This is a genomic window from Moraxella sp. CTOTU46711, from assembly GCF_031975715.1.
Taxonomy (GTDB): domain Bacteria; phylum Pseudomonadota; class Gammaproteobacteria; order Pseudomonadales; family Moraxellaceae; genus Faucicola.
The window spans coordinates 298,911-315,147 of sequence record NZ_DALYMP010000001.1 but is presented as its reverse complement, the minus strand read 5'-3'; the positions used below and the strand labels follow the sequence as shown (position 1 = coordinate 315,147).

The following is a 16,237-nucleotide window of genomic DNA, read 5'->3' as shown; positions in this document are numbered from 1 at the left end:
ACTTTATTGTTATCCTACTTAACTAAAATTAGATGAGCCTAACTTTAATCTAACGATGGTTAGGTAAGCTGTGCTACGTTAATTTTATTTGCTTCTTCAGTATACTCACTCATACGGTCGAAGTTTAAGTATTTGTAGATATCAGCTGACATGCTGTTGAGCTTACCAGCATATTGTTGATATTCTTCGTTGGTAGGAAGTTTACCAAGTACCGCAGCCACCGACGCCAACTCTGCAGAAGCCAAGTACACGTTGGCACCTTGACCCAAACGGTTCGGGAAGTTACGTGTCGAAGTTGATACAGCCGTTGATTTTGGTGCGATACGCGCTTGGTTACCCATACACAGTGAACAACCCGGCATTTCAGTACGTGCGCCCGCTTGTGCATAGACATTGTATAGACCTTCATCCATCAATTGGCGTGCATCCATTTTAGTGGGTGGTGCAATCCATAGACGTGTGGTCAAGCTGCCAGCTGGTACTTCTTTTAACAACGCGCCCGCTGCACGGAAGTGACCGATGTTGGTCATACATGAACCGATGAATACTTCATCAATCTTATCGCCGGCAACGTCAGCCAAAGTTTTGGCGTCATCTGGGTCGTTTGGACAGCAAAGAATCGGTTCTTTGATGGCGCTCATATCGATAGTGATGTCAGCGGCATATTCTGCATCTGCATCAGCACGTAATAATGTTGGGTTGGCAAGCCAGCTTTCCATACCTTTGATCCGGCGTGCAATCGTACGGGCATCGCCATAACCTTCAGAAATCATCCATTTGAGTAGGGTGATGTTTGACGTTAGGTATTCTTTTACTGATTCTTCAGACAGGGTAATAGTACAACCTGCGGCTGAACGTTCGGCAGAGGCATCTGATAATTCGAATGCTTGTTCAACGGTTAAGTCTTCTAAACCTTCGATTTCTAGAATACGGCCGTTAAATACGTTTTTCTTACCGGCTTTCTCAACGGTCAATAAACCTTCTTTGATGGCTTGGTAAGGAATCGCATGTACCAAGTCACGCAAGGTGATACCAGGCTGCATTTCACCGACAAAACGTACACGAACTGATTCTGGCATATCTAATGGCATCACACCGGTTGCTGCAGCAAACGCCACTAGACCTGAACCTGCTGGGAATGAAATACCCATTGGGAAGCGGGTATGTGAGTCACCACCTGTACCAACGGTATCAGGCAATAGCATACGGTTGAGCCAAGAGTGAATAATACCATCACCTGGACGTAATGATACCCCGCCACGGTTCATGATGAAGTCAGGAAGTGTGTGCTGAGTTTCTACGTCAATTGGTTTTGGATAAGCTGCCGTATGACAGAATGATTGCATGACCAAATCTGCAGAGAAGCCTAGACAAGCCAAGTCTTTTAATTCGTCACGGGTCATAGGACCTGTGGTATCTTGCGAACCCACGGTTGTCATTTTTGGTTCACAGTAGGCACCAGGACGAATACCTTCAACGCCACAAGCTTTGCCGACCATTTTTTGCGCTAAAGTATAGCCTTTACCGGTGTCGACAGGTTGTTCTGGTTTTGCAAAAATGTCAGACGCGCCTAAACCTAGATATTCACGGGCTTTGTTTGTTAAGCCACGACCTACGATCAATGGAATACGACCACCGGCACGCACTTCATCAAGCAGCGTTGGTGATTTTAATTCAAAAGTCGCAATCACTTCGTCAGAATCATGTTTGGTGATTTTGCCGTCATGTGGGTAGATATCAAATACATCACCCATGTTAAGTTTGCTAACATCCACTTCGATAGGTAATGAGCCAGCATCTTCCATGGTGTTGAAGAAAATCGGTGCGATTTTACCACCCAATACAAGACCGCCAGCACGTTTGTTTGGCACGCCTTTGATGTCGTCACCCATTAACCACAATACCGAGTTAGTCGCTGATTTACGGCTTGAACCGGTACCAACCACGTCACCCACGTATGCCAATGGAATACCGTCTTTTTTCATCTCTTCGATTTGTTTCATCGGACCAATCACGCCGTCTTGGTCTGGCACAATGCCTTCACGGGTATTTTTTAGCATCGCTAATGCGTGTAGTGGGATGTCTGGGCGTGACCATGCATCTTGAGCAGGTGACAAGTCGTCGGTGTTGGTTTCGCCGGTGACTTTGAAGGTTTTGTAAGTGGCTTTTTTTGGCACTTCTGGACGGCTGGTGAACCATTCGGCGTTTGCCCAAGATTGTAACACCTCTTTGGCCACTTCATTGCCCGCTTCCGCTTTTTCAGTGACATCATTAAAGGCATCAAATACCAGTAAGGTTTTTTTCAGCGCGTCGCCCGCAGCTTTCGCCAATTCTTTGTCGTCTAATGCTTGAATTAATGGTTCAACGTTGTAACCACCTTGCATATGACCCAGTAACTCAATCGCTTTTAGTTTTGAAATCAGTGGCGAAGTGGTTTCGCCTTTAACGATGGCTGCTAGAAATGCCGCTTTAACATACGCTGCTTGGTCAACCCCAGGTGGAATACGGTTTTCTAATAAGTCTACAAGTGTTTCTTCTTCACCCGCTGGTGGATTTTTTAATAGTTCAACCAAATCAGCCGTTTGCTGTTCGTTAAGTGGCTGTGGCACAATACCCTGTGCCGCACGATTTTCGACGTGTTTACGATAGTTCTCTAGCATGAATCGTCCTCATAGTCATGTAAGATTATTGTGTTAACCATGCGTCTGCAAGCCTTCTTCACAACACAGTTGAATTTTGAAATGGCTACTAGCCAGCATGGCTTTGGCTAAAAAATTTAACCCTTCTAATATACTTGAAATGTGATGAAATGTTAATGAGAAAATACGTTTTTGTTAACATAGCCATTATTTTTTAAAGAAATAGCCCAATAATTTTTAATAAATGCGTTTGAGCCGATTATCGCTTTTTTTAGTATGATGCAAAATAACTTTGGCTCTGTACTTTAAACAACAACGCTTATCCCAAAATAGTTTAAATTAGTCAGCATAGATTTCTGTTATAATAACCCCTAAAATCTGCTAAGTGAATTCAAGGATTAATCATAGCAATGACCGACACTGTACAAACTTTTGCCCCTTCAACGCCGCACACCGATAGACCCATCGCTCGTGACAAAACAAATTACGACAAGCCGAAACGTCCTGAAGTGGGTGAAAAACTACGTGGCCATGATAAAGTTGCCCGTATTCCGATTAAAATCATTCCAACCGTAGAAACCCCAAAAAAACCTGACTGGATTCGCGTTAAACTGTCATCGCCGAGTGAAGTGGCGCGCATCAAGTCAACTTTGCGTGAACAAAAGCTGTATACGGTATGTGAAGAAGCGGCTTGCCCTAACCTGCCCCAATGTTTTGGTGATGGCACCGCGACCTTTATGATTATGGGAGATATTTGTACCCGTCGCTGCCCATTTTGTGATGTGGCGCATGGTCGTCCCAATGCGCTTGATGAGCTTGAGCCGATTCACACCGCTGAGACCATTGCCGGTCTAGGATTAAAATATGCGGTGATTACCTCGGTTGACCGAGATGATTTGCGTGACGGCGGCGCGGAACATTTTGCCAATGTCATTAAAGAATCTCGTCAGTTAAGCCCTAATTGTTTGATTGAGATTTTAGTCCCTGATTTTCGTGGTCGTGAGCAAGTGGCACTTGATATCTTAAGTGACACAGCGCCTGACGTGTTTAACCACAATATCGAAACCGTGCCACGTTTGTATAAAGCGTTTCGCCCAGGGTCGGATTATCAGCATTCATTACAGCTGTTAAAAGATTACAAAGCGCGTCGCCCCGATATCGTCACCAAATGTGGTTTTATGGTGGGTCTTGGCGAGACCGAAGAAGAAGTTTATGCCTTGCTTGATGATTTAAAGGCGCATGATGTCGATTTAATTACCATCGGTCAATATTTGCAACCAAGCAAATCGCACGCCCCAGTTGATAGATTTGTGCATCCTGATGAATTCGACCGTTATACTGCACACGGTAAAAAATTGGGCTTTGCAAATATTTGGGCAGGTCCGATGGTGCGCTCAAGCTATTTTGCCGATCGTCAATATTATGGTGAGCCTTGCCCGCGCCCTACCCGTGGTGCCAATCCGTTATCAGAAGCGGACATGAAAAAATCAGGCTGTTGATTTGTGAATTTGTGCGTTGATTTAAAGCCGTCATTAGACGGCTTTTTTATGCTACCCTAATCATAAAATAACTCACAGGAAATCTGCGATGAATAACAACTACACATTCTATCTGCCTAAAGTGAAGCCCGTTGCTACTTTACTAATTGTACATGGCATGGCAGAACACCAAGGGCGCTACCAACCCTTCGCGCAATTTTTGGCAAATCATGATATTGCGGTGTTGACCTTTGACCATTTAGGTCATGGACAGCAAGCCTATGACAATGGTTGCTTAGGCTATATGGGTAACCCCAACCCTGCTGAGTTGATGATTGACAATGTGATGGATCATGCGCAGTTAATCGCTGAAAAATACCCCGACCTCCCCCATTTTATCTTGGGTCACAGTATGGGATCATTTATCGTTCGCTGTATTTTGCAGCGCTATGGTGAGCGATTTGCAGGCGCAATAATTATGGGTACCTCAGATTTTAATCCATTGGCAAACTTGTTTGTGCCTGTAACCAAAAACCTTAATCACTTCACCACGCGCCGCACCAATCCGGTATTAGATAAGATTTTAAACCAGTTTAATAATCTACCCTTTAGAAAAGAACCCGATTTACAAGGGTTTAATTGGCTCAATTCAGATCCCAAGCAAGTAAAAGCCTACCTTGATGACAAGCTTTGCGGCTTTCAGTTTACCAACAATGGCTATTTTGCGCTTATGTCGTTGATGCAAGCAGGCACCAATAAGCATTGGTATCAACAAGTACCCCGGCAGTTACCGCTACTATTTGTCAGCGGAAAAGATGACCCCGTTGGGCAGATGGGAAAAGGCATTCCGCGTATTGTCAAGCGTTTGCAAAAAAATAATTTTGCCTCGGTGAGCATGCAGCAATATCAAGCGATGCGCCACGAAATTTTGCTAGAGCCTAGTCACCAACAAGTGTACGACGATATTTTGGCTTGGCTCACTCACCATATCAATTAGCTTAAAACCCCTGAGTCTTACTAATAAGTGTGACTGTTCAGTGTTTAAGCAGCGTTTTATAACTGTCATGATGAATAGACTATTAGCCTCGCTTTGACACGCCAGCTGCTTGTTAGAAATATCGATGTGACGTATTGAAAGATTTGAAAAAACAACCATTTAATCTAAAGTTATCCATGGAGTTAAGCTATAGGAAATGTCATTGAGTACAACTGATAAAATTAAAGTGCGTTTAGATAAATGGCTATGGGCAGCAAGGTTTTATAAAACTCGAACCCTAGCCAAGGAAGCGATTGAATCGGGGCGGGTACACCATTTTGGCAATCGCGTCAAGGTCAGTAAAGAAATAGCGGTGGGCGATGAATTGACGATTCGTCAAGGGTCAGCCAATCATTACACCCAAAAGACGGTCAAGGTGCTGGCGCTGTCTGAAGTGCGGGGCAATGCCACTGCCGCCAGTGTGCTTTACCAAGAGACCGATGCCAGTATCAGTCAACGAGAGTTTTTCACCGAACAAAAAAAACTTGCCAATCTTGCCCGCCCCGATCATCGCCCAAATAAAAAACAGCGTCGTCAGTTAAGCCGTTTTAGGGATATTAACCATTTTGGCAGTGATGAAGAAGGTTTTTAGGTGGCTGTCATGGGGTTATAAAAATCCCGATTTTCCCTGTGATATTTCGTTATAATAAGCACTTTATCATTGCACTGGCGATGAGCAACTCTGCCGATTATTAACGATATTTTTATGACCAATCTTTTTGAACCTAACCCTGTGCAGGCTAATCCTAGCGATGTGGATATTAGCGCATACAATACCATGGCATTAGCCTGTCAAGCCAAACAATTCATTCGCCTAACTGACCTGTCTGATATTGAGCCGACTTTTAAGCAACTGGCAGCCCATCAACAAGCATTTGTTGTCATATCGAATGGCAGTAATATCATTTTGCCCGAAGTATTGGACGCAGTTGCCGTGTCACCCAGTCTTAAAGGTAAAACCGTTCTTTTTGAAGATAGTAAAACCATAACACTTGAGGTGATGGCTGGCGAGGATTGGCATACGCTGGTGGTAGACACGGTCCATCAAGGCTGGTATGGACTGGAGAATTTGGCGTTAATCCCAAGCTGGGTGGGTGGTAGTCCCGTGCAAAACATCGGTGCTTATGGGGTACAAGCTGAAGATGTGATAGACAGCGTGAAAGCGTTTCATATACCGAGTTTAACGTGGCATCATCTAAGCAACGCTGATTGCCAATTTAGCTACCGTGACAGCCTATTTAAACAGCAAGCAGGACAGTGGCTCATTACCAGCGTCATTTTTACCCTCAGTAAAATCGCCAAACCCAATACCCAGTATGGGGATGTGGCAAAAGTTGCGCAGCAGTATGCTAGCCAAGCGGGTCGCGATGAAGTCACACCCGTGGATACCATGAATGCCATCATCGACATTCGTCAAAGTAAACTGCCCGATACCAACGACTTGCCCAATTGTGGCAGCTTTTTTAAAAACCCCATCGTCGCCAAATCTCAAGTTGACCAGTTACTACAGAGCCATCCCAATCTGGTGCATTATCCTGTCAAAGATGCCCAAGGCAATTTGACCGATTATTGTAAAGTTGCGGCTGGCTGGCTTATTGACCAATCAGGGCTTAAGGGTAAAGGCATTGCACCGATTTTAACGCATGTGAAACAAGCGCTAGTGTTGACTAACCATGCGCCAAAAGTTGCGACGCAGCGTGATGTTGCCAAAAGTATGCAATTTATACAAGATATAGTGCTTGAGAAATTTGGGATAAAATTGGAAGCTGAACCGGTTTGGATTGAATCTGATGGTAGCATTCGCCAAGCTCATTAACTACCTTGAGCGATTTTTTTCAACCATCAAACGGATTTTGACCGTTGTTGTATTGGTGGGATGTTTAATCACACTCAGTTTTTTTACACCCCTGTTTTCTACCATTGTGTTGTTTATCTTAGATTTCTATCGGCTGCCAGAATCGGCGGTGAGCGTCAATCCTGCAACGGCGATTGTGGTATTAGGTGGCGGATTAACCAATAACCAGCAAAATGAGATTGTGATTAATCAATTTACCGAAAGTCGATTGATTAAAGCCAGCCAAGTGTATCAGCAGACTGGCTTACCCATCATCGTCAGTGGTAAAGACGCGCCATGGATGGCAAAGTGGCTGCAAAAAAAGGGCATTATGTGGGTCGTGGCAGAAAAAAACAGCTTTAACACCTGTCAAAATGCAAAATATACCGCAGAAATGGTCAATATCAAACAGGTAATTTTGGTAACAGACGCTTATCACATGAACCGCTCAAGACGGCAGTTTGCCATTAATGGTATGGCTACTGTCCCAAGTATCGCCCCATTACCAAAGGCAAATGATTGGCAGCATTTTGATCAAAACCTGCAGCACTCAAGACGCGCCTTGTATGAATTGTTGGCATTCGCTCGCGATCTTGTCAAACCCCAATACGACTGCCAACCGACCAATAAATGAGTTATTTTTGAATCTCTACATTGGCGTAGCCCGCTGACTGCAACGCAGCTTTGGCTTGTTGGGCACGACCGCCACCACGACTATACACTTTAATGGTATCTGATTTTGCAATGCCTTGCGCCGTTATTTTGGCAAGTAATTCATTGTGTGGAATGTTAATGGCACCTGCGGGATGATTCACAGAATACTCCTCTGGGGTACGTACATCAATGACCACTGTCGCAGCGTTTGCTGTTGGCATCAATAATGCGCCAACCATGACAGCCGCGCCTAAGGCAAGCAACTGTTTTTTTGAAAGCTTAAAGATTTTAGGCATCAACATCATAATTTCCTTGTAAAATTTTGAGTTTTAAAACCATGTTAAACCTCAATGTTTAACCTGCTATCATTATAGCATCCATTGTTCGCACTCAAATCACTGAGTTGCTTTGATTTGCAACCCATGTGTTTGTTTTGTAAGCATACCAACGGCTATTTGATTGCTGCTATTTAATTGCTACAGCAACGCTGCGACATTTTGCCGCATTTATTTATATCAAAATAAGCGTATAATGGTTTTTTAACTTAATTCGTTTGTTTACGCCAAGTAATGGGGATGCACGATGCAAAGCATGTATTTTTTGATTCCTATTAGTCTAGTGCTATTTGTATTGGGTATTTTTGCCATTTATTACGCCATCAAATCACGCCAATTTGACGATTTGGACAATGAGTCTCAGCGGGTCATTTTGGATGACAGACAATTTCGCCGCGAACAATTGGGGCAAAATCCCGCCAAGCCTTCATCTTCTCACCCCCCGAAAATACAAGACCCTACTGACGAGCAAAAATAACACGTTGGTCTTATTTTTCTTCCTGCTGATTTCTTTCTATTGATTTATTTACTTTTTTTGAAAAATTTTTAGACTTTTTTGGAGCATCTTATGACCTGGGCTTTATTTTTGGCAGCGTTTAGCATGGGATTGTTTGGCTCACCGCACTGTCTGGGAATGTGCGGTGGCATTGTGACTGCTTTTGGGCTGTCTATGCAGCATGTATCGGACAGCAAAAAAAATGGCTTGATTTTGACGTATCATTTCGGACGCCTCATCAGTTATTCATTGCTTGGATTGATTGCCAGTGTTGTTGGGGTGGCAATCTTTCAATCCATTATGAGCAATAGTGCGCCAAGAATTGTACTGGGTGCGGTATTGGTGTTAATTGGGCTTGCGATGCTTGGGTTACCGCTGTTTAATCAGTTAGAAAAATTTGGGATGCGTTTTTGGCAATCGCTTGCCCCGATACGCAAAAAAGTTTTTCCGATTGATAGCTTTGGTAAAGCCTTGTTTGCTGGCCTGCTTTGGGGGTTTTTGCCGTGTGGATTGGTGTATGGTGCGCTCATGATGGCGATTGCTGGCAACAACATCGCTACAGGGGCGGCTCTGATGTTTGTATTTGGACTGGGTACCATGCCGATGTTGATTGCCACACAAAAAACTGTGGGGATGTTACAGTCGAGTATTAAAAATTTTCGCCTTCGCCAAATTAATGGGGTGATTATGATGTTGTCTGGGCTTGCAGTGATTTTTATTCCGATGATAATGCACCATAACCATAACCATAACCATAACCATAATCATGGTTCACATAATCAAGGTTCACACAGTCATGCCAGTTATAGTATGAATGAGACGAGTATGAATCACGATATGTCGACAATGAATCATTCTGCGTCTAACCCTGCTTCTGTGACAGCTTCGACTACCATGCCGACTAGTATGCCTATGAACCATAATATGAGCCATAACATGAATCACGACATGCACAATATGCAGGATATGAAAGATAAGCAACATGAGATGGCCATGCCTGCCAGTACCAGTCATAATCACTAGTCATTAATCATTCATTTATATTGCCAAAAAAACAAACCTCTTAATCGGTATATTAAGAGGTTATCGGTTGCGAATTTTTACGTTTTACGCCTAACTTGCAGTTTACATTTCTACCGCATCATCGCCTTCGTCAAGATAGATGATATCGGTTTCATATTCAAACGCTTCATTTAACATATCTAACATTTTTTACTCCTATCCTTCTTTATCCAATATCCCATAGTGGTGGATTTTTTATTCATTTTAAGGCTTTTGCCATTTTTTAGTTGTTTACTTACTACTGACTATTTTACGTTATCAATGCAACTTCATAACGTCATGATATTTAACGTGAGTTTGATGACAGTAGCATGAAATTCCTGTAACAGGAATATGAATTTACAAAAAATTACTTTTATTGAAGAACAATCCCGCTACCGTGAAGGTTTGTCGAGGTCGCTAAGTAGTTTTGGCACGCTTTTGAGTCGCTGTTGCTGTTCGTCATAGGCTTGTTTTTGAACGCGGTAAATTTCATACACGCACAGTTCTTCGCAGCCGTTGTTGCAACATTCCCAATCTTCGGGATAGATTGGGGGTTCTAGGCGTTTTTCAGTGCTGGGACTTTTGTCGGTCATGTGGGTTTATTCTTTGGCTTTATAAGTGTTAGAAAGCAAAATGCCTATCATAGTCGATAGGCATTTTTTTGCATGGAATTTCCTGTATAATGCTACCGTCATTTTTGGCAGTGAAAATGATGGCGGTTAAAGTTACATTTAACAGAGCCGTTGGGCTGAAACCCAACCAAAACAGTAAGGAGAAGAACCATGAAACGCCTAACCAAGGTCATGATTCTTGTTTTACTGTTGTTATTAGCGATTAACGCTTATTAACAACACACCTAAATGCTACTCGCAATAGCACAAGGTGTGGTTAAGGGAAACCTTAACCATCTCCTTATTTCAAATTATAGTTTAGCAGTTTTAGAAAATCAAGTTTTGTGATGTTGCTTAAATAGTTGATTTTGATTTAACAATCATAAATCATTCATCAAAATCTTCAAATTCACTTTGCAGTTTTTCGTGCATTTCTTGATAAATTTCTCTTAGCACATCATCATCACCACAAGCAACTTGATAACTGACTGCTATAAATCCCATAAAATCTTCATACTCGTCGACTTTATAAAGGTCATAAAGAAATAGATTGGATGAATCGAGTTCAAATTCATCATAACCAATTTTTTGCATTAGTTTATCAAATTTCTCGGCAAATTCCTGCTTATACTCATCATTATTTAAATCATCAATATCTGCTGTTTCAAACTCTTTTTTAAGAACTAAAAACCCTTGTTCAAATTCTTTAGTTTGTTCATCGGTTAAATTCGATGAATCTTTTTTTAAAATTTCTAAAACTTCTGACATGGTAATATTCCTTTTAATTAAGTTAAGGGCAGTTTTATAATAGAAAGTTTTTTGATTGTTTAATATTACGTTTGCAGTATAACTGAATCATTATCCTATTTTAATCTAAAAAAGCAAGAAAGCGACAATTAATGTCGCTTTCTTTTGAAATAAATTATCCTTTCAAGGTTAATTTTTCAAGCAAATTCTTAACCGCATCAATCCTACCTTCTGCTGTAGCAAGGGCTTTGTCATCCATCATTTTTAGCCCTGTCGCGCCATGCATTTTAAATTTTTTCGGATTCGACTGAATAAGCCCAATAATGGTAATTGCTTCCACAGGGGTGCTTGGTGAAAACTCAAAGGTGACTTGCCGCTCATTGCCATCAATCTTGCTTATCTCCAGCGCTTCAGCCATTAAGCGGATTTGGTGAATAGCAAATAAATTTTTGGTCGGCTCCGGCAAACTGCCAAAACGGTCTAGCATTTCGCTGCGAATGCTAATTAGGCTGTCATAGTCTTCAGCATTGGCGATTTTTTTGTAAAACAATAACCGCTGATGGACATCACCCAGATAATCTTCAGGAATGAGTGCCGACAAATGCAGATTAATGTCACTGGTTAGCGATAATGGGGTGTTCAAATCAGGTTGTTTACCTGCTTTGATGGCTTTGGTGGCACGGTTTAGCATATCCATATACAGGTTAAAACCAACCGCTTGCATATTGCCGCTTTGGTTTTTGCCCAGCAGCTCACCTGCTCCACGAATCTCAAGGTCTTCACTGGCAAGCATAAACCCTGCCCCCAATGTGTTAGCACGGCTGATGGCGTCAAGGCGCTTTTGGGCGTCGCTGCTCAAGCCTTTAATAGATGGCACAAGCAGATAACAATAGGCTTGGTGGTGACTACGCCCGACTCGACCGCGCAGTTGGTGAAGCTGAGCTAGCCCGAATTTATCGGCACGGTTGATGATAATGGTGTTGGCATTGGGGATATCAATGCCTGTTTCGATAATGGTAGTACACACCAACACATTGTGTCTTTTGTGGTAAAACGATTGCATGATTTGCTCAAGCTCTCGTTCTTTCATCTGACCGTGAGCTACTGCCACCCGAGATTCGGGCACAAGCTCTCGCACGGTTTCTGCCATGCGCTCAATGCTTGCCACATCGTTATGCAGTAAAAACACCTGTCCGCCACGCAATAATTCACGCAAAATCGCTTCTTTGAGTAAGTTATCAGACTTTTGCATGACAAAGGTTTTAATTGCCAACCGCCTTGCAGGGGGCGTGGCAATAATCGACATGTTTCTCATACCAGATAACGCCATGTTCAGCGTACGTGGTATGGGGGTTGCGGTCATAGATAGTACATCCACATCCGATTGCATGGCTTTGATACGCTCTTTATCTCGGACGCCAAAACGGTGTTCTTCATCGACAATCATCAGACCTAAGTTGGCAAACTTGACATCTTCCTGCAAAATACGGTGGGTACCGATAACGATATCAATTTTACCTTCGGCTAAGCCTTTGAGAATCGCATCGTGTTGTTTTTTGGTGCCAAACCGAGACAGGCTTTCAATACGAATGGGCCAATCAGCAAATCGATCCAAAAAGTTATCTTCGTGTTGCCCAGCAAGCAGCGTCGTCGGTACTAGCACTGCTACTTGATACCCTGCTTGTACCGCAATAAAAGCGGCACGCATTGCCACTTCGGTTTTACCAAAGCCGACATCACCGCACACCAGCCTATCCATGGGCTTATTTTGCTTCATATCAAACTTAACCGCTTCAATGGCATTGGCTTGGTCGGGCGTTTCTTCAAACGCAAATTGACTGGCAAATAGGTCATACTGGATTTGGTCAATTGGGAAGTTAATGCCCACTTTGGCATCACGGCGGGCTTGTACGTTGAGCAGTTCCGCCGCTACATCATGAATTTGGCTAAGTGCTTTGGCTTTGGCTTTATCCCATTTACCGCTACCTATGGCATGAAGCGGTGCGGTCGCCGCGTCGCCACCCGCATAACGGCTGATGAGTTGCAGATTTGCCACAGGCACATACACACTGGCATCATCTGCATAGGTAAGATGGATGAACTCTTGCAGTTGTCTATCAATCTCCAGGGTAATCAAGCCTTGATAACGCCCAATGCCAAAATCAATATGCACCACAGGGTCACCGATATTAAGCTCACTGACCGATTTAACCAAAAATTCATCAGACACATCGCTTTGGCGACGGCGGCGAGTCTGTAACACCTGCCGTCCAAACAACTGGGTTTCTGAGAGAATCGCAAACTTATCGGGGAGCAACGCGCCTCGTTCAATCGGTGCAATGGTCAAGGCAATCGCATTACTATGCGCCTCATCCATGTTTGCAAGAAAGTCGGTCAATCCTGAAACACTTTGTAAATTAAAGCGTTTTTGCAACAGCTCCGATAAAATCTCACGGCGACCCGCAGTTTCGGCGACCAATAATATCGGTTTAGCAAACTGCTCGCGAAATGCCATCAATCTTTGCAGTGGCTCAGCAAGTTTATGGTCAACGGTTAAATCAGGGGGGGTGTCAACCAATGCATTGATTGCTCCTGCTTTGGTGTCATCGATTGGTTGTTCGCTGGTGATAATGCGGGGATATTGGGCAATTTTTTCGTTAAAAATATGTTCTGCCAGGTACAAATCTTGCGGTGCCACAATCGGTTTTTCGATATCGTGCCTGCGGTCATTGTAACGAGTTTGGATTTGTTGCCAAAAATTTTGGTAAGCCGTCTCTATTTGATTATCGACGATAAACAAGCTATCTTTGGGCAAATAACTAAAAAAATCCGAGCCATTTTGCCAAGTATCGATGTCAAAAAATAATGGCTGATAATACTCCACCCCCGCGGGTGCAATACCGTTCATCACATCGTTAAACAGCTCAAAACGGCGGGCGGATGTGTTGGCAAAGGTGCTGGCAAAATTGGCGCGAAACGTTTCTTTACCTTCATCTAGGGGAAATTCTCGCGCGGGTAAAATCTGGAAACTGGTGATTTTACCGATAGTTTCACCCGATTTTTTTTGACTATTCATAAACTTGACGTATTGATGGGGGTCACTGTCTTTTAACTCGTCCAAATCTGCTTGGGTCAAGCTACGCTGGGTTTGTGGGTTAAAAAAACGGATACTCTCAATCTCATCATCAAATAAATCAATGCGAACCGGAAACGGCTGACCAATGGCAAACAAATCAATCACGCTGCCACGCACAGCAAACTCCCCAGGCTCAAAGACATTATCTACCGCATGATAGCCCGCGGTTGCCAGTTTTCGACGTTCGGTTGCCACATCAAAGGTGTCACCTACTGACAAATCAAAGTGTTGCCCCAATAGCCATGATGCAGGGGCGACACGATGCATTAAGGTCTGCACCGAAATCAGTAAAATACCATCAGTTGGCATATGGGTAAGCAAATGAATCCGCTCAGAGACAATGTCATGGTGCGGTGACAGTTCATCATAGGTAAGCGTTTCCCAATCAGGAAACACATAGGCATCCACCCCACTAAATGCCAACTCTGTTTCAAGCTGATTGAGCTGATTTTGGTCACGGGTCACGACGACTTTAAGTCGGTTTTGCTGACCGCTATCACTGCTGGTTAGGCTAGTGAGCCACAAGGCTTGGGTCATGCCTTGTAAATTGCCCAGCCATTTTTTGTCATGCTTAGCATTGTCAAACAACGATTGGTTGAGGCGAAAGGAAAGATGAGACAGTGAGTGTGTAACATTCGTCATTGTTATCGGTCTTTTGGTTATAAGTCTTTTGATTAAGAAAGGCGAAAAATAATGACGTTATTGTGGGGGTTTTTGCTGAAAAATTAAAGCTAAAATAGCAGTGTTTTAGCAGACTTTTTGGCAATAACACTTTAACACTTTATCCCTGCAATGCAGCAATCTAGCGTTTTTTACCAAAGTGATATGCAAAAAAAAACACTGCCAATTTGACGGTGCTTTTTTGTCAAGTTGACGTTATTTATTGAGCCATTTGGTGATTTGGGCTTTGACAAATTTGGGATTTGAGTTACCCCAGTTGGCGTAGATTTCGGTAAAGAGTGTACCTGTGATATCTTCGATTTCCGACTGGGTGATTTCGGCACTACCTTGTTTACCAAAGATAACCACCTCATCGCCTGCTTTGACATCGGGGTAATCGGTGACATCGACCATAGTGGTATTCATCGAGATTTTGCCCAATGCCGGGACTTTATGACCATTAATTAAGACATGACCTTTGTTGGTAAAGGCGCGACGGTAGCCGTCTGAATAACCAAATGGTAAATTTGCCAAATAGCTATCTCGTGTCAAAGTATAAGTGCGGTCATAGCCAACAGTTGAGCCTTTAGGATATAAATTGACGCTAGCCACACGGCTTTTGAACGACATAATGTAGTTAAAATCTGGACGTTCATAGTAAGGCTCGCCAAACAAAATCGCCCCTGGACGCACCATATCAAACCAACCTTCTGGCACGTTCAGCGACACAAACGAGTTCGCCGCATGGATGGTGAGTTTTTTACGGTCGAGTTTGGCGGTTTTAATCAGCCAATCGGTGTTTTGTTTAAAACTAGCCAACCCTTTTTGTACATCGGCTTTATCTTCAACAGGAAAATGGGTCATGATACCGACGATGTGGAGATTTTTAAGCTTGGTAATTGCCAAAGCGTCTTGTTTAGATTTCTCAAGGCTCAAATCTAAGCCGTTACGGTCCATGCCGCCGTCGTTGAGTGCCATATGAAAATTAATGACCCCGCCCGCTGCTCGTGCGATATTACTGGCAGTTTGGGCTTGTTTAAGGGTACCAAATAACTCTTCGACATTGTATTTTAAGCCGTCTTCAATTTCTTGGTTGGTCGCCGTACGCACCCGCATCACTCGTCCTTTATAGCCGTGCTTGCGGGCGATACGGGCTTCTTCGTTACTGGCAATACCGATACAAGGGACTTTATGCTCCATCACGGTAGGCATCAAATTATCAATGCCAAAGCCATAGGCATCGGCTTTTAAAATCGCACAGATTTGGGATTTACCACCTAAATGCGCGCGCATTGCTTCAATATTATGCCCGTATGCCTCAGTATCTATTTCAAGCCAAGCGTTGGTATTGGCAAGATTAACGATATGAGGATTATCGCCAGCATACGTTAGCGCGGGCGCGGCTTGCGCGGGCGCAGCGTGATACATAACGGTGGCGATGGCAAGCGATAGCAGAGTTTGATGTAGTTTCATAATAATTCCCAAAATGAGATGACAATAAAAAAATCAGAAAAAGTATGCGCTTTCATGCGCTGATGTTACCGCAGTCAAGCCATATAACCAGTTA

The 16,237-nt window shown here is 43.3% G+C and carries 13 protein-coding genes; 7 read left to right on the top strand and 6 right to left on the bottom strand.

Features of this window, described 5'->3' with window-relative positions:
* Window positions 1-59 precede the first annotated feature (59 nt).
* On the bottom strand, window positions 60-2,660 hold the full coding sequence (gene acnB, locus RTJ53_RS01395; protein ID WP_312275518.1) for a bifunctional aconitate hydratase 2/2-methylisocitrate dehydratase: 2,601 nt from the start codon (window positions 2,658-2,660) through the stop codon (window positions 60-62).
* 389 nt (window positions 2,661-3,049) lie between these two features.
* Here acnB and lipA point away from each other — a divergent pair, with 389 nt between their 5' ends.
* From lipA to RTJ53_RS01370, 5 genes are all read left to right on the top strand, one after another.
* On the top strand, window positions 3,050-4,138 hold the full coding sequence (gene lipA / locus RTJ53_RS01390) for a lipoyl synthase (protein WP_312275517.1): 1,089 nt from the start codon (window positions 3,050-3,052) through the stop codon (window positions 4,136-4,138).
* 88 nt (window positions 4,139-4,226) lie between these two features.
* Window positions 4,227-5,114: an alpha/beta fold hydrolase gene (locus RTJ53_RS01385; protein WP_312275516.1), complete on the top strand. Its 888-nt coding sequence runs from the start codon at window positions 4,227-4,229 to the stop codon at window positions 5,112-5,114.
* 196 nt (window positions 5,115-5,310) lie between these two features.
* Window positions 5,311-5,745 carry an RNA-binding S4 domain-containing protein gene (locus RTJ53_RS01380; protein WP_036598052.1) on the top strand — a complete coding sequence of 145 codons (435 nt, stop codon included), beginning with the start codon at window positions 5,311-5,313 and terminating at the stop codon, window positions 5,743-5,745.
* 114 nt (window positions 5,746-5,859) lie between these two features.
* A complete protein-coding gene (murB, locus tag RTJ53_RS01375) occupies window positions 5,860-6,969 on the top strand; it encodes a UDP-N-acetylmuramate dehydrogenase (RefSeq protein WP_312275515.1) in 1,110 nt (369 codons plus the stop codon).
* On the top strand, window positions 6,944-7,621 hold the full coding sequence (locus RTJ53_RS01370; RefSeq protein WP_312275514.1) for a YdcF family protein: 678 nt from the start codon (window positions 6,944-6,946) through the stop codon (window positions 7,619-7,621). Before murB ends, RTJ53_RS01370 begins: the two co-directional genes overlap by 26 nt.
* Window position 7,622: 1 nt before the next feature.
* Here RTJ53_RS01370 and RTJ53_RS01365 read toward each other — a convergent pair whose 3' ends face one another.
* Window positions 7,623-7,946: a rhodanese-like domain-containing protein gene (locus tag RTJ53_RS01365; RefSeq protein ID WP_312275513.1), complete on the bottom strand. Its 324-nt coding sequence runs from the start codon at window positions 7,944-7,946 to the stop codon at window positions 7,623-7,625.
* A gap of 277 nt (window positions 7,947-8,223) precedes the next feature.
* On the opposite strand from RTJ53_RS01365, the gene ccoS reads away from it, so the two are divergent.
* Both ccoS and RTJ53_RS01355 read left to right on the top strand, forming a co-directional pair.
* The gene (gene ccoS, locus RTJ53_RS01360; RefSeq protein ID WP_007117308.1) at window positions 8,224-8,454 is read left to right on the top strand and encodes a cbb3-type cytochrome oxidase assembly protein CcoS; all 231 of its coding nucleotides are present in this window, start codon (window positions 8,224-8,226) and stop codon (window positions 8,452-8,454) included.
* A gap of 90 nt (window positions 8,455-8,544) precedes the next feature.
* On the top strand, window positions 8,545-9,495 hold the full coding sequence (locus RTJ53_RS01355; protein WP_312275512.1) for a sulfite exporter TauE/SafE family protein: 951 nt from the start codon (window positions 8,545-8,547) through the stop codon (window positions 9,493-9,495).
* A 413-nt stretch (window positions 9,496-9,908) separates the two neighbouring features.
* Here RTJ53_RS01355 and RTJ53_RS01350 read toward each other — a convergent pair whose 3' ends face one another.
* The 4 genes from RTJ53_RS01350 to alr all read right to left on the bottom strand — a co-directional run bounded on the left by RTJ53_RS01350 (window position 9,909) and on the right by alr (window position 16,143).
* Entirely contained in the window at window positions 9,909-10,109 is a 201-nt protein-coding gene (locus tag RTJ53_RS01350; RefSeq protein ID WP_312275511.1) for an oxidoreductase-like domain-containing protein, read from the bottom strand.
* A gap of 405 nt (window positions 10,110-10,514) precedes the next feature.
* Window positions 10,515-10,895, bottom strand: a complete 381-nt coding sequence (locus RTJ53_RS01345) for a phytanoyl-CoA dioxygenase family protein (RefSeq protein ID WP_312275510.1) — start codon at window positions 10,893-10,895, stop codon at window positions 10,515-10,517.
* Between the two features lie 154 nt (window positions 10,896-11,049).
* On the bottom strand, window positions 11,050-14,652 hold the full coding sequence (gene mfd, locus RTJ53_RS01340; RefSeq protein WP_312275509.1) for a transcription-repair coupling factor: 3,603 nt from the start codon (window positions 14,650-14,652) through the stop codon (window positions 11,050-11,052).
* Window positions 14,653-14,886: 234 nt separating this feature from the next.
* On the bottom strand, window positions 14,887-16,143 hold the full coding sequence (gene alr, locus RTJ53_RS01335; RefSeq protein ID WP_312275508.1) for an alanine racemase: 1,257 nt from the start codon (window positions 16,141-16,143) through the stop codon (window positions 14,887-14,889).
* Between the last annotated feature and the right edge of the window lie 94 nt (window positions 16,144-16,237).

Excerpts from the sequence above, each read along its gene's own strand:
- acnB (WP_312275518.1), bottom strand. The coding sequence starts at position 2,660 with ATGCTAGAGAACTATCGTAAACACGTCGAAAATCGTGCGGCACAGGGT.
- lipA (WP_312275517.1), top strand. The coding sequence starts at position 3,050 with ATGACCGACACTGTACAAACTTTTGCCCCTTCAACGCCGCACACCGAT.
- RTJ53_RS01385 (WP_312275516.1), top strand. The coding sequence starts at position 4,227 with ATGAATAACAACTACACATTCTATCTGCCTAAAGTGAAGCCCGTTGCT.
- RTJ53_RS01380 (WP_036598052.1), top strand. The coding sequence starts at position 5,311 with ATGTCATTGAGTACAACTGATAAAATTAAAGTGCGTTTAGATAAATGG.
- murB (WP_312275515.1), top strand. The coding sequence starts at position 5,860 with ATGACCAATCTTTTTGAACCTAACCCTGTGCAGGCTAATCCTAGCGAT.
- RTJ53_RS01370 (WP_312275514.1), top strand. The coding sequence starts at position 6,944 with ATGGTAGCATTCGCCAAGCTCATTAACTACCTTGAGCGATTTTTTTCA.
- RTJ53_RS01365 (WP_312275513.1), bottom strand. The coding sequence starts at position 7,946 with ATGATGTTGATGCCTAAAATCTTTAAGCTTTCAAAAAAACAGTTGCTT.
- ccoS (WP_007117308.1), top strand. The coding sequence starts at position 8,224 with ATGCAAAGCATGTATTTTTTGATTCCTATTAGTCTAGTGCTATTTGTA.
- RTJ53_RS01355 (WP_312275512.1), top strand. The coding sequence starts at position 8,545 with ATGACCTGGGCTTTATTTTTGGCAGCGTTTAGCATGGGATTGTTTGGC.
- RTJ53_RS01350 (WP_312275511.1), bottom strand. The coding sequence starts at position 10,109 with ATGACCGACAAAAGTCCCAGCACTGAAAAACGCCTAGAACCCCCAATC.
- RTJ53_RS01345 (WP_312275510.1), bottom strand. The coding sequence starts at position 10,895 with ATGTCAGAAGTTTTAGAAATTTTAAAAAAAGATTCATCGAATTTAACC.
- mfd (WP_312275509.1), bottom strand. The coding sequence starts at position 14,652 with ATGACGAATGTTACACACTCACTGTCTCATCTTTCCTTTCGCCTCAAC.
- alr (WP_312275508.1), bottom strand. The coding sequence starts at position 16,143 with ATGAAACTACATCAAACTCTGCTATCGCTTGCCATCGCCACCGTTATG.